Annotated in this window: 22 protein-coding genes; 8 read left to right on the forward strand and 14 right to left on the reverse strand. The window is 60.0% G+C overall.

Going from position 1 to position 16,870, the window contains the following annotated elements:
- Positions 1 to 346: 346 nt before the first annotated feature.
- Together JQ629_RS32530 and JQ629_RS32535 are read right to left on the reverse strand one after the other, a co-directional pair.
- The gene (locus tag JQ629_RS32530; protein WP_212416086.1) at positions 347 to 871 is read right to left on the reverse strand and encodes a hypothetical protein; all 525 of its coding nucleotides are present in this window, start codon (positions 869 to 871) and stop codon (positions 347 to 349) included.
- Positions 872 to 1,235: 364 nt separating this feature from the next.
- Positions 1,236 to 2,036, reverse strand: a complete 801-nt coding sequence (locus JQ629_RS32535) for a hypothetical protein (protein WP_212416087.1) — start codon at positions 2,034 to 2,036, stop codon at positions 1,236 to 1,238.
- 222 nt (positions 2,037 to 2,258) lie between these two features.
- On the opposite strand from JQ629_RS32535, the gene JQ629_RS32540 reads away from it, so the two are divergent.
- Positions 2,259 to 2,999, forward strand: coding sequence for a DUF4145 domain-containing protein (locus JQ629_RS32540; RefSeq protein ID WP_212416088.1), 741 nt, complete (start codon positions 2,259 to 2,261; stop codon positions 2,997 to 2,999).
- Positions 3,000 to 3,037: 38 nt separating this feature from the next.
- On the opposite strand, the gene JQ629_RS32545 is transcribed toward JQ629_RS32540, so the two are convergent.
- Complete coding sequence (locus tag JQ629_RS32545; RefSeq protein WP_212416089.1) at positions 3,038 to 3,688, reverse strand: histidine phosphatase family protein; 651 nt, start codon at positions 3,686 to 3,688, stop codon at positions 3,038 to 3,040.
- Between the two features lie 96 nt (positions 3,689 to 3,784).
- Entirely contained in the window at positions 3,785 to 4,768 is a 984-nt protein-coding gene (locus tag JQ629_RS32550) for a GlxA family transcriptional regulator (protein WP_212416090.1), read from the reverse strand.
- A 117-nt stretch (positions 4,769 to 4,885) separates the two neighbouring features.
- Here JQ629_RS32550 and JQ629_RS32555 point away from each other — a divergent pair, with 117 nt between their 5' ends.
- Positions 4,886 to 5,593: a DJ-1/PfpI family protein gene (locus tag JQ629_RS32555; protein WP_212416091.1), complete on the forward strand. Its 708-nt coding sequence runs from the start codon at positions 4,886 to 4,888 to the stop codon at positions 5,591 to 5,593.
- 89 nt (positions 5,594 to 5,682) lie between these two features.
- Positions 5,683 to 6,816 carry an ABC transporter substrate-binding protein gene (locus JQ629_RS32560; RefSeq protein WP_249135426.1) on the forward strand — a complete coding sequence of 378 codons (1,134 nt, stop codon included), beginning with the start codon at positions 5,683 to 5,685 and terminating at the stop codon, positions 6,814 to 6,816.
- Between the two features lie 89 nt (positions 6,817 to 6,905).
- Here JQ629_RS32560 and JQ629_RS32565 read toward each other — a convergent pair whose 3' ends face one another.
- Together JQ629_RS32565 and JQ629_RS32570 are read right to left on the reverse strand one after the other, a co-directional pair.
- A complete protein-coding gene (locus JQ629_RS32565) occupies positions 6,906 to 7,406 on the reverse strand; it encodes a hypothetical protein (protein WP_212416092.1) in 501 nt (166 codons plus the stop codon).
- 83 nt (positions 7,407 to 7,489) lie between these two features.
- On the reverse strand, positions 7,490 to 8,269 hold the full coding sequence (locus JQ629_RS32570; RefSeq protein WP_212416093.1) for a transglutaminase-like domain-containing protein: 780 nt from the start codon (positions 8,267 to 8,269) through the stop codon (positions 7,490 to 7,492).
- Between the two features lie 142 nt (positions 8,270 to 8,411).
- Here JQ629_RS32570 and JQ629_RS32575 point away from each other — a divergent pair, with 142 nt between their 5' ends.
- On the forward strand, positions 8,412 to 8,570 hold the full coding sequence (locus tag JQ629_RS32575; protein WP_212416094.1) for a hypothetical protein: 159 nt from the start codon (positions 8,412 to 8,414) through the stop codon (positions 8,568 to 8,570).
- 28 nt (positions 8,571 to 8,598) lie between these two features.
- Positions 8,599 to 8,781, forward strand: coding sequence for a hypothetical protein (locus JQ629_RS32580; RefSeq protein ID WP_212416095.1), 183 nt, complete (start codon positions 8,599 to 8,601; stop codon positions 8,779 to 8,781).
- 46 nt (positions 8,782 to 8,827) lie between these two features.
- On the opposite strand, the gene JQ629_RS32585 is transcribed toward JQ629_RS32580, so the two are convergent.
- The 3 genes from JQ629_RS32585 to JQ629_RS32595 form a co-directional block, all read right to left on the reverse strand.
- The gene (locus JQ629_RS32585; RefSeq protein WP_212416096.1) at positions 8,828 to 9,076 is read right to left on the reverse strand and encodes a hypothetical protein; all 249 of its coding nucleotides are present in this window, start codon (positions 9,074 to 9,076) and stop codon (positions 8,828 to 8,830) included.
- A 101-nt stretch (positions 9,077 to 9,177) separates the two neighbouring features.
- Positions 9,178 to 9,414, reverse strand: coding sequence for a hypothetical protein (locus JQ629_RS32590; RefSeq protein WP_212416097.1), 237 nt, complete (start codon positions 9,412 to 9,414; stop codon positions 9,178 to 9,180).
- Entirely contained in the window at positions 9,411 to 9,575 is a 165-nt protein-coding gene (locus JQ629_RS32595; protein ID WP_212416122.1) for a hypothetical protein, read from the reverse strand. Before JQ629_RS32595 ends, JQ629_RS32590 begins: the two co-directional genes overlap by 4 nt.
- Before the next feature lie 373 nt (positions 9,576 to 9,948).
- Here JQ629_RS32595 and JQ629_RS32600 point away from each other — a divergent pair, with 373 nt between their 5' ends.
- Positions 9,949 to 10,428, forward strand: coding sequence for a hypothetical protein (locus tag JQ629_RS32600; protein ID WP_212416098.1), 480 nt, complete (start codon positions 9,949 to 9,951; stop codon positions 10,426 to 10,428).
- A gap of 57 nt (positions 10,429 to 10,485) precedes the next feature.
- Here the strand turns inward: JQ629_RS32600 and JQ629_RS32605 are convergent, their stop codons facing one another.
- The 4 genes from JQ629_RS32605 to JQ629_RS32620 all read right to left on the reverse strand — a co-directional run bounded on the left by JQ629_RS32605 (position 10,486) and on the right by JQ629_RS32620 (position 14,083).
- Positions 10,486 to 11,334, reverse strand: coding sequence for an SMP-30/gluconolactonase/LRE family protein (locus tag JQ629_RS32605; protein WP_212416099.1), 849 nt, complete (start codon positions 11,332 to 11,334; stop codon positions 10,486 to 10,488).
- Between the two features lie 129 nt (positions 11,335 to 11,463).
- Complete coding sequence (locus tag JQ629_RS32610) at positions 11,464 to 12,432, reverse strand: zinc-binding dehydrogenase (RefSeq protein WP_212416100.1); 969 nt, start codon at positions 12,430 to 12,432, stop codon at positions 11,464 to 11,466.
- Positions 12,433 to 12,590: 158 nt separating this feature from the next.
- Positions 12,591 to 13,586: an NAD(P)H-dependent flavin oxidoreductase gene (locus tag JQ629_RS32615; protein WP_212416101.1), complete on the reverse strand. Its 996-nt coding sequence runs from the start codon at positions 13,584 to 13,586 to the stop codon at positions 12,591 to 12,593.
- Positions 13,587 to 13,789: 203 nt separating this feature from the next.
- Positions 13,790 to 14,083 (reverse strand): hypothetical protein, encoded by a 294-nt coding sequence (locus tag JQ629_RS32620; RefSeq protein ID WP_212416102.1) that lies wholly within the window; start codon positions 14,081 to 14,083, stop codon positions 13,790 to 13,792.
- A 323-nt stretch (positions 14,084 to 14,406) separates the two neighbouring features.
- Here JQ629_RS32620 and JQ629_RS32625 point away from each other — a divergent pair, with 323 nt between their 5' ends.
- Together JQ629_RS32625 and JQ629_RS32630 are read left to right on the forward strand one after the other, a co-directional pair.
- Positions 14,407 to 14,991 carry a DUF6647 family protein gene (locus JQ629_RS32625; RefSeq protein WP_212416103.1) on the forward strand — a complete coding sequence of 195 codons (585 nt, stop codon included), beginning with the start codon at positions 14,407 to 14,409 and terminating at the stop codon, positions 14,989 to 14,991.
- A gap of 329 nt (positions 14,992 to 15,320) precedes the next feature.
- Positions 15,321 to 15,539, forward strand: a complete 219-nt coding sequence (locus JQ629_RS32630) for a hypothetical protein (protein ID WP_212035313.1) — start codon at positions 15,321 to 15,323, stop codon at positions 15,537 to 15,539.
- Positions 15,540 to 15,703: 164 nt separating this feature from the next.
- Here JQ629_RS32630 and JQ629_RS32635 read toward each other — a convergent pair whose 3' ends face one another.
- A complete protein-coding gene (locus JQ629_RS32635; protein WP_212416120.1) occupies positions 15,704 to 16,768 on the reverse strand; it encodes a ketopantoate reductase family protein in 1,065 nt (354 codons plus the stop codon).
- Positions 16,769 to 16,870: the final 102 nt, after the last annotated feature.

Consider the following 16,870-nt stretch of genomic DNA (forward strand, 5'->3'; position numbering starts at 1 on the left):
GGTCTTGAATGGGCGATTCGTCATGATCAGAATCGTACATCAACTCGCGAAAAAGCCGAGTTTCTTGCCCAGCCTCGTCGGGCTAGATGTTGTGGGCAGTGCTCCGGATGAGTGATGCGGCATCCGGATGTAGTGTCGGACCGCCCCGGCACGCCGCTGCGCTCAGGCGGGCTAGGAGCTTCCGGGGGGCGGGATGGCGGCAGGTGATTGGAGGGGAAACAGGATTCCGGAAGCTGGCGCGCCCGACATAGATCAAGCTCAGATCGCGAGCCCAAAGTTTGCCGCAGGATTGTTGCGGCTCAAGCAGGTGTAGAGTCTCAATAGGTCGACAAAATGATCCTCCGCCTCATCGAGGAGGTAACCCAAATATTCCTGGATTGTCGCTGACTGCGTTTACAAAATGTATCACCCCGTGGGCACTCTTGGGTAAAAGGCCAGTTTGTTTGAATACAGCGAGTTCCAATTCTCGAAATCTCTTAGCGAATTCTTGAATATCAGATGCCGTGAAGCGGTAGTCTGTGAATGTAAAGAAAAGATCGTCATCATCGTCACTCGCTCGCAGCCACGGTTTTGTTCGTTCCGTATTATAATTGGCGGGGTATAGGAACCATCCGGTATGTCTCCCGTCGATGATGTGCTGTTCGGCGATGCCATGGGCGATGTCGTCACGGCGTTTTGAAGCATAGGAAATCGCTTCTAATATGCGGCTGAATGAGAGCCGCACGTTTTTGTCTTCCCAATGCTGGCCAAAATAGGCCTCAGCGGCGGAGAGTATCATGTTTCTACGGGTGCCCCCGCTCTCCACTCTTCCGAAGGCCCGTTTAACCGGGCTGTATGACATATTGGGTGTTTCCGTAAGAACGAGAAACATACATGCGACCTGCTGCTCTAGCATCTCCCACCGCGAGAGTGCTTTCCCAACCGCCTCGTGAACGCTAGATTCAGTGAGGGACCCTTGGTTTTGGTTGGGCGGTCTTTCCCAGTATGACTTGGTGCAGACGGGAATCTTACTGGGATCGTAGCTTCTAGTCATGATCACACCGAAAAAGAATAAGCAGCGAGTAAGGCAGAAGGCGCAATTCGCGGCATTCAAACAAGGTGGCGGATTGCGTTACCTCATCAATTCTTCGAACAGTAGTCGCACGGGCGTCGTAACTTCGACGGGCCCTTTTTGCATGTATTCGTGTGCTTCAGCGTTAAAAACAAGATGGCGGATTACGCTGCGCTAATCCGTCCTACGCCGGCTTGGGCAATCTCGCAGCAAGCAAGGTGCCAAAATGGTAGCAAGCGAAGGCGATCTCGTTAAAGTCGGTAACCGTCAAAGCCAGTTGATCGCGTAGCTTGAAATTTCGCAAGTGAAAATCAAAGCGTCCGAAGAGCTCTACCTCCGGCTTGCCGTCGTCGGCATCTACTTGCTTTCCGTACTCGATCTCAATCTCTTCACCGTGACGCATGTAGAAAAACTTCATCCGGGGAAATCTCAGCTCGAAATTACCATGCGGGTCAACATCTGACTTGCCAACGATCCCGCCGCGATGTTCAAGACAGTTCCGTGCATTTTGCATGCTATGGTAAGCGGGTGCGAATGCTAGGGGTTCGGAAAGCTTGGAATTCACTCGTGCCAAGAGGTCAGGGAAATTCCTTTTTCCAGCTTTTTCCAAGATAGGCGAGGTCAGGTCTTCAACTGTTGATGACGATGACACGGTGTGGCGACGAGAGGTCAGGTCGATCACCAAGTATGCCTGTTCGAGCGACGCGCGGACGCCGCGCATAAGATCTTGGAACGCCTTCGCGAGAATCCAGCTTTGATGCAACGAACGCCTATCATCGGCCGAGAGACTGGGTCTTTTGATATCGAACCTAAAATCGCTTGTTGCGATGTTCGGTGGTGGTTTTGATAAATCTCCTTTTGCCAAAGCGTCGAAATAGAAGTCGACGATCTCTCGGCATGTTACCGCCGCCGCGTATATGGGTGCAGCGACCGCGCTCGGATTGACTGTAAGCTGTACGACTGGAATTGATTGGTCGTCGGTCATTGCCTTGCTCCGAATCGACGGGCCTGTCGTTTTGATTCGCCTGGAGCTGAAGATGACACGGCCTCGGGGAGGCCTGCCGGTGAATGGCCGATTGTCCCGGTTATTCACAAGCGAAACGGAGGGACTACCGGGACTACCCGCGGCATGAAACAAGGCGGCAAATAGCTGCCGGCTGTGTGATATGTCCCCTCTTTGCGCCAGCCTACTATAGGGACTTCTGATATGGACCAAGAACCAGCAATGATGAAGAAGGCGCTCTGCTCGAATTGCGGTGGAGAACGAAATTGCGAGATCAAAGGCCACACGGTCGAGAGTTGGGATGATGCTGGCGGTATGGTGTGGGGTAAGATCGACTGGTACATTCTGCAGTGCAGGGGGTGCGAGCATGTTTTCTGTCAAACCGTAAAGATATTCTCCGAAGAATACGGCCACGAATGGGATGTGGCCACTCAAGAAGACGTTGTGGTGTACGACGAGACGATTGAATACTGGCCTGCTATTTCGAAGCGGAAAATGCCGGACTGGTTCACGCCGATGGGCTTTATCGGCGACTACGGCAATGCTCTTCATGGCGCTATGTCGGAGCTCTACGTCGCGCTCGATAATGACCTAGCGAGGTTTGCAGCTGCCGGCGTGAGAACTGTGTTTGATATGGCCTCCGAACTGCTCGGGGTTGATCCTAATCTGACCTTTGAAAGAAAACTAGATGGGTTGGTGTCTTCCGGTCGCATTAACGGCGTTGACCGAGAACGTCTCGAAACTCTGACAGAAGCTGGTAGCGCCTCGATGCATCGAGGTTGGATTCCAGCGCCGGCCGACCTATCGACAATGGTCGACATTCTGGAGCATTTCGTGCATCGAGCCTTTGTGGTGCCGGCTCTTGAGCAAAAGTTGACGGAGAAAAGCGCAAGTCTGCGCAAGACGGTGCCGGCACGAAAGCAGCGCAAAAAAGCGGTAAAGTAACAACTGAGCGTTTAAACAAGACGGCGGATTACGCTGCGCTAATCGGCCCTACCGATCCCATCCCCGCCATCCGTAAAATGTGTGACGTCACCGAGCGTCCGCACCGTCCGGCTCTTCCAAAACTGGTCCTGCTGCAGATGGGTGATGCTGCCCGGCTTGGTTGCGAAGTTTACGTAGCCGGCGGCGTCGATCGGCATTTTGATCCATGCCGCGACGACGAAGGTCAGGGCGAAACCGTGGGTCACGATGATCTGGGTGCTGCATGGGCGATCCACGATCATGTCGGTTGCCCGGTAAATGCGATTTGCGAACTCTCGACGCGTCTCGGCGTTCTCGATGCCGCCTCGGTGGTCGAGGCGGTTGTCATCAGGGGCGGCGGTCTGGTGAGCGTCGAGCCAGGCCTGCGGCTTGCCTTCGGCGGCTCCATAGCTGATCTCGCGCAGGTCCGACGTCTGAACAATCGGGCCATCGAGCCGCTCGGCGAGGATGTCGGCCGTCTGGGAGCAACGAAGAAGATCGGAACTGTAGATTTCAGTTTGTTGAGCACCGACAAGCGATGACAGACGCTCCGCGAGCAGCTTCGCGGCCGCGCGGCCATTTGCGGTCAATGCCGTGTCGTACCAGCCCCCCACGAGGTGTTCGACGTGGTGAACAGATTCCGGGTGGGTGACGACGAACAGATTCTTCATAACGCGGATACTACCAGCGCGTAGAGCAAAGGCGTAGTCCGCCGCTGCATTTTCAAACAAATGGCGGATTACGTCACGCTAATCTGCCATCCGCCCTCACTGCCTCTGCCCCTGATAAAACCGCACCCGATAATCCTGCGGCAACACATTCAGCCTCCGCCGAAACGCACGCCGCAAATGCTCTTCGCTTTGAAACCCGGCGCGCGCGGCGATTTCCTTGATGGGGGCTGCGGATTCTTCCAGTGCCCTGCGGGCGGCTTCGACGCGGAGTTCTTCGACGGCCTTGCCGGGCGTGCGGCCGGTCTTTTGCCGGAACACGCGTGCGAAGGTGCGGGGGCTCATGCCCACGCGCTCGGCCAGACTCTCGACGCGCAAATCGCGGCGGAGATTGTCCTGCATCCAGGTCGAGATGTTTTCGAACGCCGTGTCTTCGGACGATTGCAGTGACAGCGGCACGCTGAACTGGGCTTGCCCGCCGGGCCGCTTCAGGAACACGACCAGGCGGCGTGCGATGCGCATGGCTTCGCGGTGGCCGAGATCATCCTCCAGCAAGGTGAGCGCGAGATCGATGCCTGCCGTCACACCCGCTGATGTCCAGATTCCGCGGTCGTGCACGAAGACCGGATCGACCAGAACCGCAACATCAGGGTATTTCGCCTTCAGCATGTCGCACGAGCCCCAGTGCGTGACCGCGCGCCGCCCGTGAAGCAGGCCGGCGGCAGCCAGAACAAAGGTGCCGGTGCAGACGGAGCAGACACGTCTTGCGTTCGGCGCCGCCATACGAAACCAGTCGACCAGCGCGGAATTCGCCGCGGCACGATGAACGCCGGGGCCGCCACCGACGATGAGGGTGTCGATGTCAGTGCGGTCGCAGTCGGAGAGGGCGGATGTCATCACCTCCAGGCCGGACGAGGTTTTGACCGGACCACCCTTCAACGAGCAGATCTGCCAGACATAGGGCGCGCGGCCGGCCTCTGATGTTTCGCAGGCAAGCTCAAAGGCTTGCAGCGGTCCGGCAAAGTCGAGCAGCAGGCAATCCTCGAACAGGACGAAGACCAGACGGCGGGCGGTCGTAGCCATGAGCGGGCCTTGTCAGGAAGTCTCTTCGTGAGGGTTTGGCAGGAAATGCGTGTATTATGACATTTCGGCAAACTGGCTGGCCTGTCAACATCCTCTTGTTCAACAGAGGGGTGCAGCATGTCTGGCAAGCCGATCGAGATCGGACTTCTATTCTTTCCCGGGATGACCCAGCTGGATGTCACCGGGCCTTTCGAAGTCTTTGCCCGCCTTCCGAACGTTCGCATGCATCTGCTCTGGAAGCGCATCGAACCTGTCATCAGCGACGTCGGCCTGCCGCTGCTGCCGACCACGACGTTTGCCGACTGCCCGGATCTGGATGTGTTCTGCATCGGTGGCGGCCCGGGGCTGGTTGATTTCCTTGATGATGATGAGGTCATTGCATTCGTTCGCGACAAGGGCGGATCGGCGCGCTACGTCACCTCGGTTTGCGCGGGCTGCCTGATCCTCGGCGCCGCCGGCCTGCTCGATGGATACAAGTCGGCCTGCCATTGGCTGATGAGTGAGCAGCTTGCCGCCTTCGGCGCCATCGCGGTCGACCAACGCGTCGTGATCGACCGTAACCGCATTTCCGGCGGTGGCGTTACCGCCGGAATTGATTTCGGCTTTCAGGTCGCATCCGAGCTCTGCGGCGAAGAAGTCGCGAAGAAACTCCAGCTCATGCTGGAATACCAGCCGCAGCCGCCGTTCGATATCACCGTGCAGAATGCGCCGCCCGAGATGCTTTCCCAAATGCGCCGTGAGGCCGAACCCTGGCTTCGCAAGCGCGCGGCGGCGGTCCAGAAGGCAGCCTTGAATCTCAAATCGAAAGCGATGACGGCTGCATGAGCCTTTGATTAGACGGCCGGAAACTTGGCGCCATTTTTTGGAAAGGTACTTGCATGATCTGCAGCGGCTCCGTGAACCCGGGAAGATTGATGTTCAAGGTCGCTGCTGTTTTGCTCTCCGGGGCACTGATCGGATCCTTCCCGGTCGCTCGTGCGGCCGAACTCTCCGGTGGCGTCGTCCGGATCGGCGTCATCAATGACCAGACCGGTCCATTGTCTGACTTGAGCGGGCCGGGCTCGATCGCTGCCGCCAAAATGGCGGCGGAAGACTTTCAGAAATTAGTACCGTCGATCAAGGTCGAGATCATAGCCGCCGACCACCAGAACAAACCTGATATCGGCGTCGGCATTGTCCGGAAATGGTTCGACGTCGATGGCGTCGACATGGTCGCCGACGTGTCCAACTCGGCCGTTGGCCTCGCCATCCAGTCACTGACCCGCGACAAGAACAAGATTGCGGTCTATTCGGCGGTGGCGACCACCGAACTCAACGGCAAGCAATGTTCGCGAAACGGCCTGGCCTGGCTTCACGATTCCTACAATCTGGTGTCGGGGCCGATCCGTACGCTGGTCAGCCAGGGCTACGATACGTGGTTCTTCATCGCGGCTGACTACGCGTTCGGCAAGAACATGGTGCTGGAGTCGCAGCGCGTGCTCGCGGCAACGGGAGGCAAGTCGCTCGGCGCCGTGTATCACCCGATCGGCACCGCGGATTACAGCTCCTTCATCCTGCAGGCCCAGGCCTCCGGAGCCAAGGCCATCGCCTTCGCCAATGCCGGTGAGCAGCTGGTGACCTTGATGAAACAATGGAACGAGTTCGGCATGAACACGGGCAAGCAAAAGCCGGTGGCCGAGCTGATGTTCCTCACCGACGTTCATGCCATGGGCCCGAAGATCGCAAAAGGCCTGACGACCCTCACGGCGTGGTATTGGGCGCTCAACGACGAAACCAGAGCCTTCGGCCAACGCTTTTTCAAAGTACGCGGCACCATGCCCACGGCACCGCAAGCGGCGGTTTACTCGGGCGTCAGTCACTATCTGAAGGCCGTCGCAGCGGTTGGCAGCGATGCAACGGATCCGGTGCTGGAGAAAATGCGCGCGATGCCGGTTGACGACTTCTACGCCAGAGGCGCGAAGGTGCGCGAGGACGGCAAGCTCGTGCACGACTTCTACCTGGTCCAGGTGAAGGATCCGTCGGAGGTCACGGTGCCCTGGGAATACTAGAACGTCCTTGAAAAAGTTCCGAGCGGCGAGGTCTACTCCGACCTGGCGAATAGCGAATGCCCGTTGGTGAAACGGGTCAATTGAGATGCTTAAGCCGGCAGCTTGAGCGCGCTGGAGATTTCGGCAAGCGTCGCTTTCTCGGTATCGCTGACCACAACACCGCCAATACCGAGAAATCCGCCCTCGGTGGATGCCTCGGCGACATTTTCGCTGATCTCGCGCAGCCAGTTCTTGAACGCGGCAGCGTCGCCGGGCGCTTTGGCGCTTAGAACGCCGTCGACTTTTTGCAGGATTTCGATGCAGGCGGTCTTGACCTCGGAGGGTTTTTTGCCGCTGAGGCTTTCCTTCAAACCGTCGCGCGCCACGGCTCGCCCCTCGCTTGTTGCGAAGTCATCGACCACGGCCTTGATGAGCGGGTTGGAGCCGGTGTCCATCTTCGTCTTCGCCAGCATTTTTCCGCTCGCGAAACTCTCCTGGAGCAGGCCCCAAAGCCCGCTTGGCTCGGCGGCCGTTACGGCAAGGCCGGGTGCCATCACGCTCTCCAGAAGCGTTTTCCATTCGTCGGCGGTAAATGTTGATTTGTCAGCCATGAATTTTCTCCTCATTGAAATGAACTGTCGTCAGGTACGTTCGTTCCCCAAATCGCGCGATCTGATCGGCCTCGCTTGTCCAGCTATGAAACTTCCGAAACCTGGATCGTCTGCCGGATAACCTGGCATTGCTTGTCCGATGTGAGGAACGCGATATCGGATGCGTCGCGGCCGCTTCCGATACGGACGATGCCTTCGATCGGCGCCAGTCGCGTGGGGTCGATGAGCCACCAGCCGTTTTCGATGTAGACTTCGAAGATGGCGTGGAAATCCGGCGGGTCTAGTTGGAGGGCGTAGGCGCTGACCGCCCTCGCGGGGATACCTAACGCCCTGGCCAATGTGATCCCGAGGTGGGTGAAATCGCGGCAAACTCCCGCCCGGTCAACGAACGTCCGCTCGGCGGTGGTCTCGGCATTGCTGACGCCGGCGACATAGTCGACGTTGCGATGGATCCACTCCAGAATAGCCATGATCTGCGCGACCCCGTCGCCGGCCCCCCCGAACTGACGCTGAGCGAACCGCATGAACTTGTCGGACGGGCAGAAACGACTGGGCAGGAGGAACGGCAGAACCTCGCTGGGAAGGTCGGACCAAAGATGGCGCGTTCCGGATGGCGGCAGCAATTGCCGCAGATTGTTTTCGACTGTTGCCGTGTACCGGATGGTCACATCGCCGGAAAGCGAGGCGCGTATTCGACGGTCGCCGGAAGCGGTGGTGTCGGATAAGATCTTCGCCGAAGGCTGAATGTCGAGAAGCTCGGACAAGATGACCTGGTCGCTCGTGTGCGAGGCTTCCAGGATGGCGATGATCTGGGTGTCCTTGGCAAAGGCGTAGGCGAGTTCAGCTTCGATCGACAGTTTCATCTCGGCCTCGATACTCGGGCGGGGAGTTAGCTCCTGGGAGCCAGCTTGCAAGACTTAAGCCGGGTCAATGCTTCAGCGTGCAGTTGGGTCCGGGCCGCGGAACCGATAACCAGCCAGGCGGTTGCCTCTGCTGGAGGTCCCCATGAGCAAAGAAACCCCAAAGGACGACCCCGGTCAGCGAACGGACGGCGGCTCACATTCCCAGACCAAAAAGCCCTGGAAGGGCAATCCCGAAAAGGAGCAGAGGAACGACGACACCGAGCTCGACCTGGAGAAGTGGCAGAAGTCCAACACCCATTAGGCCGCGATTGGTGTCTCAGGAGGATGTGATGCCCAAGGACAAAAAGCCGCTGACGCCTGACGATTTTCCAGTCAACGCAGATGGCGAGAAAATCAGGAAGCAGGACGGCACGCCCATCGCAGACACCGACGATCCGGCTGTCGCGGCCGACGTCGCTGAGCGCCTTAACGACGACGAAGCCCGGCGCGAAGAAGATAGATGGTCAGCGTAGTGGTGACGGCGGTGCCCCGGTTTTGATGGCCGAAAGCTTGCCTGCTTCACCGCCGCCTGGCTACCGCGACGCCGAGCAAGAAGGCGACCAGGAGAGAGCCGAGCGGAGCTTCACGTGCAATGTTGCTAAGGATGCTTAGCGGCATGCCGGGTTTTCGGCCGTTCTCGATGGCGTCGCCGACCCGGCTGGCCGCGCCTTTGACGGCGTCAGAGACTTCCTCGATCGTGGACTTGGATTCGGGGACGGGATCCAGGCCTTCGTAGATAAACGGCTGAGTGGGGGCGTCGTCGGTCATGGTTTGAACTCCGGATCATTCCCAGCCAATCGATCAGCCGGCTAATGGTTCCTCATCGCAGCGGGCGAGCCAAAGGATTCGGAGTCATCGACCCCAGCACGTCACGGCGTATCCGGCTTGTGAGTTGGATGCGATTGCCGAACGGGTCGCACTTTGGGCGTGCGAGGCAACTCCGCGAACTCGGAGGAGTGGTAATCCCGCCCCTGTGGCGTGGTGATGTAGATGTCATAACAGCCGGCTCGCGACATTTCCCGCGCTTTCTTGAGCGCTGCTTCTGCAGTCTTCCGGCGATGGATCAGTTCGCCGTGCTGGCACTTGGCTTTGATGGAAAAGCTCATTTCTTCTTCTTTTTCTTCTGCTTCTTCTTGATGATCTCGGCCTGGGCTCGAAAGGCGTGCGCCAGCGATTTCATCTGGTCGGCGACATCGGCGTCAACGCTGCTCGCCGCGACCCGCTCCGCGGTGGCTGCCTGCTGGCGGATTGCCTTGGCCATTTTCATGGAAGGTCAATGTCTTGCCCGTGGTGTGGTTCCAGGCGGCAGCGCCGGGCGCGGTTTCGCTGAAGGTCGGCGGTGTCCGGCAACCGGGAAGCGCGTGCCGCCAAGGTCACGGCAAGCCTGCAAGGCATTCGCGGGCAATGCAGGAGCTTCTGCAAATCCAGTGCCGCCGGAACCCAAGTTGAGCAACGTAGTCGGCGATTCAGGGGTAGGAACGTATAGTGAACAAAGGGTATCGGTTGCAGTAGAACTGCTTGAATTTTGGCGATATTCTCTTTGCCCTCAAGCAAGAGCGCGGGCGCGCAGCGCCCAATGAGGTGGAGTCTGATTAAACTCGATTACGAAGACTCACTTTTGGACAAAGGGAGTAGTAGTGATGGTACAGTCTATAGTAGAGCGTGTTTCCAGCGTCATTGACCTGGAGGGCGAAATCGAAGCGGAGTTTCGAAGAAGTCCGCCGGTTCACGAGCGGCGGCCTGTCACTTTCGCGCCGCCAAGGGTGCATGAGCCGACCGTGTCGATGGCGGACACCGCGTCGATGCCTGATTATGTCGAGCACCGCGAGGGGGCCACGGAAATCGGCAAGCTGACGGCGGAAGCCATTGTGCGCGAATACGAAGCTGCCGCGAAGGACATCGAGGCGATGGGCGCGGAACTGATCGAGCGCGTCAAGCAATGCGAGGCGATGACCCGCGATGCGCTCGCCGTGACCCAGGAAATGAGGGAAACCGCAGCCCGCTACCGCGAGGAGGCCAAGCGCATCTTCGTTCAGATCGAGGACTGTTCGCTGATGACGGCGGAGGTCCGCAGGACCTGCACCGAGCTCAAGGACAGAATCGCCACTCCGGTGGTTTGATCCAAGGGCCCAGGTTGCGGGCCCACTTGAACGTTGGTTCGGTGCGCGCGTCTGCGCTCAGGGATTACCCGCGCCCGGAATCTCCACCTCGATCGCATCGATCCGCGACGACGACTTCCGTTGCCGCAGTTCCTCGTACGACGTTGCGGCGCTCAGGCAAAACAGGGTTTTGCGCTCGGGGCCGCCGAGCACGCAGGCAAGCGCCCGGCGGCCGGGCACTTCGATGCGCTGCAATTCGCGGCCCTCGCGGTCCAGCCGGATGAAGGCGTCCTCCTCGAAGGCCGCGACCCACACCGCGCCATCAGCGTCGAGGCAAATGCCGTCAGGCGATTTCATGCTGCCGAGGCGGCTGCGAAGCTTCAAACCGCCGTCGGGGGCGATGTCGTAATCGGCAAGGCACGCGCCATCCATCTCGGCCACGACGAGCCGGTCGTTTTGGGGCGAGACCGCGATGCCGTTGGGGAACCGCAAACCGTCGGCCACCACGCGCCGTGCGCCGTCAGGCATCACCAGGATGATGCGGCCGGGCGCGCCGCGATCCGGCGGCGGCGGCAGGTCGAAGCCGAGATCGCCGACATAGGCGCGCCCGAGCCCGTCGACGATCATGTCGTCGATCGTGCCGGTCGCGATGTCGGACAGGTCGGCGTAGAGCGACAGCTCGCCGTCGGAAAAGGCCAGCAGGCGTTTTTGAAACATCGTCAGCACGATCAGCCTGCCGTCCGGCAGCACACCGAGGCCGCACGGCGTGTCATCGAATTTCGCGTGCTGCCGGCATTCGCCTGAGGGCGCAAGGCTGAGCAGCGTCCGTTCCATGCAGTCGACGAACCAGAGTCGCCCCGCATGCCAGCGCGGCCCTTCGAAGTAGCGGCCGCCGTCGTGGATGGTGTGGGGTTTGGAATGTGGCATTGCGCACCAATTTTTCGTCATGGCCGGGCTTGTCCCGGCCATCCACGTCCTTCTTGCTGCTCCCGCCGACAAGACGTGGATGCCCGGCACAAGGCCGGGCATGACAAACTAGACGGCAATGCCCTGACGCTACATCGTCACCACGATCTTCCCAAGATGCTTGTTGGCTTCCATGTGCGCGAACGCCGCGCCGATCTCGGCAAAGGGAAAAACCTTGTCGATCGGCAGCTGCAGCTTTCGGGATTCCACCGCCGGCCAGATGTCTTTCCGGACCTCGTCAAAGATCTCGCGGACTTCCTCGATGGTGCGGGTGCGGAAGGTGACGCCGATATAGTGGATGCGGCGCGCGGCGTGGAGATCAAAATTGAAATCGGCATGGGTGCCGCCGAGCCGGCCGACATTGACGATGCGGCCCTTGACCTTGGTCGCCTTGAGGTTCTGGTTCGCGACCGAGCCCGAGACCTGATCGACGATCAGGTCGACGCCTTCGCCGCCCGTCGCCTTCAGCACTTCATCGACCCAGGCAGGATCAGAGGAATCCACCGCGAGGTCGGCGCCGAATTCCTTCAACCGGCCGCGGCGCATCGCGTCCGTGGAGGAGCCGATCACGAGTTTGGCGCCCTTGTATTTTGCGATCTGCATCGCCATCAGCCCGACGCCGGAGGAGGCGCCCTGGATCAGCACGGTCTGGCCCGCCTGCAGCGCGCCGTTGGTCACGACAGCGTTGTGCATGGTGGCGAGCGCGACGGGCAGGGTGGCAGCCTCCTCGAAATTCATGTTGGAGGGCGCGCGAAACAACCTTCCGTGATCGGCCAGCGTGTATTCCGCGAACGCCGCGCCGCCGGAGCCCATGATCTTGTCGCCGATTTTGACGCCCCTGGCGTCAGGCCCGAGCTCGGCGACTTCGCCGGCCCATTCCATGCCGAGCACCGTGCCGACGCCGCCGGCCGCGCCATGCACATGGCCCTTGGTCATGCCGAGATCGGCGCGGTTGAGGCCGCAGGCGCTGACCTTGACCAGCACCTGCGTGCCCTTCGGCGAGGGCTTTGCGACGTCGGTGATTTCAGCGCCGTTGGCGCCGTACACGTAGGCTTTCATGGGCTTTTCTTTCGGCTAGTTGGGTGGCGTCGTCCGTCATCCTGAGGTGCGAGCGGAGCGAGCCTCGAAGGATGCGCGGCCCGGCTGGTGGCGGTCGCCCTTCGAGGGCCGCGCTGCGCACGGCCGCCTCAGGGTGACGGATAACAACTCTAGCTGAGCTACTCCGCGGCCTGACGCGTCGCGCCCGACATCATTCCTTCGAGGCGGCTGCGGATGATGGCCTCCGCATCGCGCATGATGCGCGACACCAGTTCGGCGCAGGTCGGGATGTCGTGGATCAGGCCCTGGACCTGGCCGGCCGACCAGATGCCTTCATCGGCATCGCCGGTGGCATAGACCATCTTGCCGCGCGCGCCGGCGACGAGTTCGCGCACATCCTCGAATTTTGCGCCTTCCTTTTCCATCTGCACCACCTTGGTCGAGATCATGTTCTTGGCGACGCGCGAGGTGTTGCGCATGGTGCGGAAGATCAGCTCGGTCTCGCGCTCGTCATTGGCGACGATGCGCTCCTTCACCAGCTGGTGGATCGGGCTTTCCTTGGTGCACATGAAGCGCGTGCCCATGTTGATGCCCTCGGCGCCGAGCGCGAGCGCTGCGACCAGGCCGCGGCCGTCGCCAAAGCCGCCGGAGGCGATCATCGGGATCTTGATCTTGTCGGCGGCCGCCGGAATCAGGATCAGGCCCGGGGTATCGTCCTCGCCGGGATGGCCGGCGCATTCAAAGCCGTCGATCGAAAGCGCATCGACGCCCATCCGCTCCGCCGACAGCCCGTGGCGGACGCTGGTGCATTTGTGAATTACTTTGATGCCGTGCTTTTTGAATTCGGTGACGTGTTCCTGCGGCTTGTTCCCTGCGGTTTCCACGATCTTGATGCCGGCCTCGATGATGGCCTGGCGGTATTCCGCGTAAGGCGGCGGCTTGATCGCGGGCAGGATGGTGAGGTTGACGCCGAACGGCTTGTCGGTGAGGCCGCGGCAGCGCGCTATTTCTTTTGTCAGGTCTTCTGGCGTCGGCTGCGTCAGCGCGGTGATCAGGCCGAGTGCGCCGGCATTGGCGACGGCCGCGACGAGCTCGGCTCGCCCGACCCATTGCATCCCGCCCTGGACGATGGGGTGCTCAACGCCAAACATTTCGGTGAACCGCGTCTTGATCATGTCCTGCCCTTTGTTTTCCGGGCGCGGGCGGAGCCGCGCGCGTTTTAGTTGGATTTCGAGGGGCAGGATGCCGTCAGCAGGCGCAAAAGTCTACCGGCGGCGGGCGGGGGTCAGGGCATCGCCAGCATGCAATAGCGGGGCTTTTGTCCGTCGGGCGGACAATTTTGCGGCTTCTCGCACCGGGGCGAGGGTGTTGCCTGGTTTCATCGGGCAGGCAGTTTGTTCCGCTCAATGCCGTTGCGCTGGTCCGGCAGCGATCTGGTCTCCATCTGAAGCCGGCGGAGCTTGGCGATGTTAACCGGCAGCAGCACAAGGTGCAGGAAAAACACCGGGTAAACCTGAGCCAACAATCCGTAGACGATAAAAAGCACGTTGCTCAGCAACGCAAACGAACGAAGCGCCAGTATGGTCGTCATGCAGAAGCTCGCGAGAACGCTGAGCGCCGCCACGAAGCCGAGAACGTCAATCAACGACAAATCGATCAACGACAGATTCATGTCGGCCGTCCCCATCGTCCGCAACAGCGCATTGCCTGCGGTCCAATCGACGCTGGATCATCATCAGCTCATTACGCCTGCAATCCGCATTGCGAACGTAATCTGGCTCACATACCGAAGGTGTTCGTTGTGTCTACGCGTCGGTTCGCGATCACAAACACGCGAGAGTGCGATGAAAGCTGTTCGTTGCGCGAGGCGCGCGGCACGACTGTGAGTGGCTTCACAGCCGCGTCGCGCGCTCCGTGTTAGCGTTGCAGATATTGAAGCGACTGCTCTGAAGAAGAGCAATTTGATTAAAAACAAGTCAGAGACCGGAGGCGCTTATGTTCAAGCAATTCCTTTTGGTTGCGGCTCTTGTTGGTTCCTTACAATCCTCTTGTCATGCTGACCCGGCCGCGAGAGTGGCGGCTGACTCTTCTGCGGTTCAGCCTCAGTCTGAAGCAACCCGGGCGACAAGAGATCTGCTCGATGAAATTGTGACCTGGCTCGGTTCGAACTTTGATCTGCCCGCCGCGGCAGATCATCCGGCCGTCGCTTTCGTCTCGCAGTCGAAGCTTGAAACGATGCGCGCCGAGGACCGTGCGTTCTCGCGAGGCTTGACGCAGGGTGCCGTGGGCGATGAACCAGCTCCGCGTCGTGTCGTTGCCGTCTACGACATCAATCTGAAAACAATCTTTCTGCCTGACGACTGGAACGGAAAATCACCAGCGGGCCAATCGATCCTGGTTCATGAAATGGTTCATCACCTTCAAAATCTTGCCGGGCTCAGGTTTGAATGCCCGATGGCGCGTGAGAAGGTCGCCTACATGGCACAGGACACGTGGCTACGACGGTTTGGAACGAGCCTGGAATCGGAGTTTGAGCTCGACATGTTTACGGTGCTGGTTTCCTCCGCCTGCATCTATTGACCGCAATTCGGCGGACCTGAATCAGGAGGAGTTGGCGGACCCAATCGGCTTCTATGCTCATGTTCAAGCTCCTGACGGCCATTACGTTTGCTGTAGCGCTCCTGGCGATGGTGCAGGGGCATCAGCGCCAGTTCAAACCCCTGCCAACTGGCCCGATGCCGGCGGCGCTTATCCCCTAGAGGACCGGCGCGCAGCCCGGGCAACCACCGTCCATTCGCTGGGTGATCAAAATCACGGTCCGTCCGGGGGAACTGGGGCATGTTGGGACCACGGGCGGCGAGATGCCCGGAAGGCAACATCAACAACTCTAGCGAACGGATAGGATGATCATGAGCAATTCCCTGAATCAGAACACGGGCGCTGACTGCGAAATCCTCAGCCTCGCGCAACTCGAAGCCGTCAGCGGCGGCCGCATCGGTGGCGGCCTCTTCGGCGACAAGGTCGTCATCATCGGCTGCACGACGCAGCCCCCGTTCGGCGGCTATCCCCCGGGAACGGTCACCTGGAATCCCTGGATCGGCCAGCCGTATCCCACGCCGATTTTCTAATGATTCACTCTATCGTCATGGCCGGGCATAGCCGTCAGAAGGACGGCGTCGCTTCCGCTCGCCTATGCCCGGCCATCCACGTCTTTTCTTGATCAAGGAGAGCAAAGACGTGGATGCCCGGCACAAGGCCGGGCATCACGAGTTTTTGCTTCCGACGACGCCGGTCACGCCGAGCCGGATCCGCTCCCCACGATCTTCTCGCTCAGCTTCTGATCGACCACCTGCACCGTGTTGTCGATCTCGGCATTGGGCGCGCCGAGCTGATGCGAAATCAGCTTCACCAGCAGGTCGACCCGTTCGATGAACGGCGCGCCAGCGGCCACGGCGCGGGCCGCCGATGAGGGCTTGAGCAGGCTTTCCGCCGCCTTGGCATATTTCTCGAACGGCACCTGATCTATCGGGTCGGCGCCGAGACGCCGCGCGATGCCGTCGACATGCTCATAGATCGATCGCGACAGTTTCAGATCACCATGCACCGCGTCGCGGATCGACTGCGGCTCGTTCGGCGTGATGCAGCGGTAATTGCCGGTCAGCAGCATCGACCATTTGGCCAGCGGGACGAACAGCGAGTCGAACACCTTGAGCTTGACCGGAACGTCCTGGCCATCCAGCTTCACCGCATCGATGTCGGCTTCCAGCTCGCGCAGCAGCTGATTGTGCTTCTCGTCTTCGAATGCCGCTGCCTTGAAGTTTGTCGGCAGGCCGACATGAAGAATGTTCGCCGCCTCGTCCGGCGGGCGGAAGGCCTGCGGATCGGGCGAGCACAGCGACACCAGTCCCGGCTTGAAGCGCTCCCAAACCAGCGCGTTGGTGTAGGCCTCTTCGAGGTCCATGTCCGCCAGCGCCGGGATCCGTTTGAGATAGGGCAGCGGCGGCATGTTCATGATCGACAGACAAGGCAGCTTTGCCTCGGCGATCTTGATCATCAGAACCCGGATGGTGTGGTTGGTGTATTGCGGCTCCTGCATCGCAAGGCCAACCAGGTCGTAACGGGACAGGTCGACCTCGGCAGGCGTGACTGCGTCCAGCTTGCCCGGCAGGTCGCGCGAAAAGATCGCCCGGTGCGCCTTCTCGTCGCGCAGCTTGATGCGAACCTCGGTGCCGTCGCGGTTGATCAGTTCGGCCGTCTTCTTCCGGCAGACCAGGGTCACGTTGTGACCGGCCATCAACAGTTTCGTTCCCAGCAATGAACCGTAGGAAGCTCCAAGGATCAGAATGTTACGCGCCATGTTCTCTCTTCCACTACTTGTGCTGGGTTTTTCTTTGACGTTTCGCCCCACGCCTGGCCTCAAGAATTTCCGTCACGCCTGGCGGCGGGGAAATGTAGGAGG

Source organism: Bradyrhizobium sp. AUGA SZCCT0222, from assembly GCF_018130205.1.
GTDB lineage: Bacteria > Pseudomonadota > Alphaproteobacteria > Rhizobiales > Xanthobacteraceae > Bradyrhizobium.

Bases quoted from the DNA above. Each gene is read 5' to 3' on its own strand.
- JQ629_RS32550 (WP_212416090.1), bottom strand. From the start codon at position 4,768: ATGGCTACGACCGCCCGCCGTCTGGTCTTCGTCCTGTTCGAGGATTGC.
- JQ629_RS32530 (WP_212416086.1), bottom strand. From the start codon at position 871: ATGTTTCTCGTTCTTACGGAAACACCCAATATGTCATACAGCCCGGTT.
- JQ629_RS32595 (WP_212416122.1), bottom strand. From the start codon at position 9,575: ATGAAAATGGCCAAGGCAATCCGCCAGCAGGCAGCCACCGCGGAGCGG.
- JQ629_RS32555 (WP_212416091.1), top strand. From the start codon at position 4,886: ATGTCTGGCAAGCCGATCGAGATCGGACTTCTATTCTTTCCCGGGATG.
- JQ629_RS32535 (WP_212416087.1), bottom strand. From the start codon at position 2,036: ATGACCGACGACCAATCAATTCCAGTCGTACAGCTTACAGTCAATCCG.
- JQ629_RS32610 (WP_212416100.1), bottom strand. From the start codon at position 12,432: ATGAAAGCCTACGTGTACGGCGCCAACGGCGCTGAAATCACCGACGTC.
- JQ629_RS32575 (WP_212416094.1), top strand. From the start codon at position 8,412: ATGAGCAAAGAAACCCCAAAGGACGACCCCGGTCAGCGAACGGACGGC.
- JQ629_RS32580 (WP_212416095.1), top strand. From the start codon at position 8,599: ATGCCCAAGGACAAAAAGCCGCTGACGCCTGACGATTTTCCAGTCAAC.
- JQ629_RS32615 (WP_212416101.1), bottom strand. From the start codon at position 13,586: ATGATCAAGACGCGGTTCACCGAAATGTTTGGCGTTGAGCACCCCATC.
- JQ629_RS32590 (WP_212416097.1), bottom strand. From the start codon at position 9,414: ATGAGCTTTTCCATCAAAGCCAAGTGCCAGCACGGCGAACTGATCCAT.
- JQ629_RS32630 (WP_212035313.1), top strand. From the start codon at position 15,321: ATGAGCAATTCCCTGAATCAGAACACGGGCGCTGACTGCGAAATCCTC.
- JQ629_RS32545 (WP_212416089.1), bottom strand. From the start codon at position 3,688: ATGAAGAATCTGTTCGTCGTCACCCACCCGGAATCTGTTCACCACGTC.
- JQ629_RS32560 (WP_249135426.1), top strand. From the start codon at position 5,683: ATGTTCAAGGTCGCTGCTGTTTTGCTCTCCGGGGCACTGATCGGATCC.
- JQ629_RS32620 (WP_212416102.1), bottom strand. From the start codon at position 14,083: ATGAATCTGTCGTTGATCGATTTGTCGTTGATTGACGTTCTCGGCTTC.
- JQ629_RS32585 (WP_212416096.1), bottom strand. From the start codon at position 9,076: ATGACCGACGACGCCCCCACTCAGCCGTTTATCTACGAAGGCCTGGAT.
- JQ629_RS32600 (WP_212416098.1), top strand. From the start codon at position 9,949: ATGGTACAGTCTATAGTAGAGCGTGTTTCCAGCGTCATTGACCTGGAG.
- JQ629_RS32570 (WP_212416093.1), bottom strand. From the start codon at position 8,269: ATGAAACTGTCGATCGAAGCTGAACTCGCCTACGCCTTTGCCAAGGAC.
- JQ629_RS32605 (WP_212416099.1), bottom strand. From the start codon at position 11,334: ATGCCACATTCCAAACCCCACACCATCCACGACGGCGGCCGCTACTTC.
- JQ629_RS32635 (WP_212416120.1), bottom strand. From the start codon at position 16,768: ATGGCGCGTAACATTCTGATCCTTGGAGCTTCCTACGGTTCATTGCTG.
- JQ629_RS32565 (WP_212416092.1), bottom strand. From the start codon at position 7,406: ATGGCTGACAAATCAACATTTACCGCCGACGAATGGAAAACGCTTCTG.
- JQ629_RS32540 (WP_212416088.1), top strand. From the start codon at position 2,259: ATGGACCAAGAACCAGCAATGATGAAGAAGGCGCTCTGCTCGAATTGC.
- JQ629_RS32625 (WP_212416103.1), top strand. From the start codon at position 14,407: ATGTTCAAGCAATTCCTTTTGGTTGCGGCTCTTGTTGGTTCCTTACAA.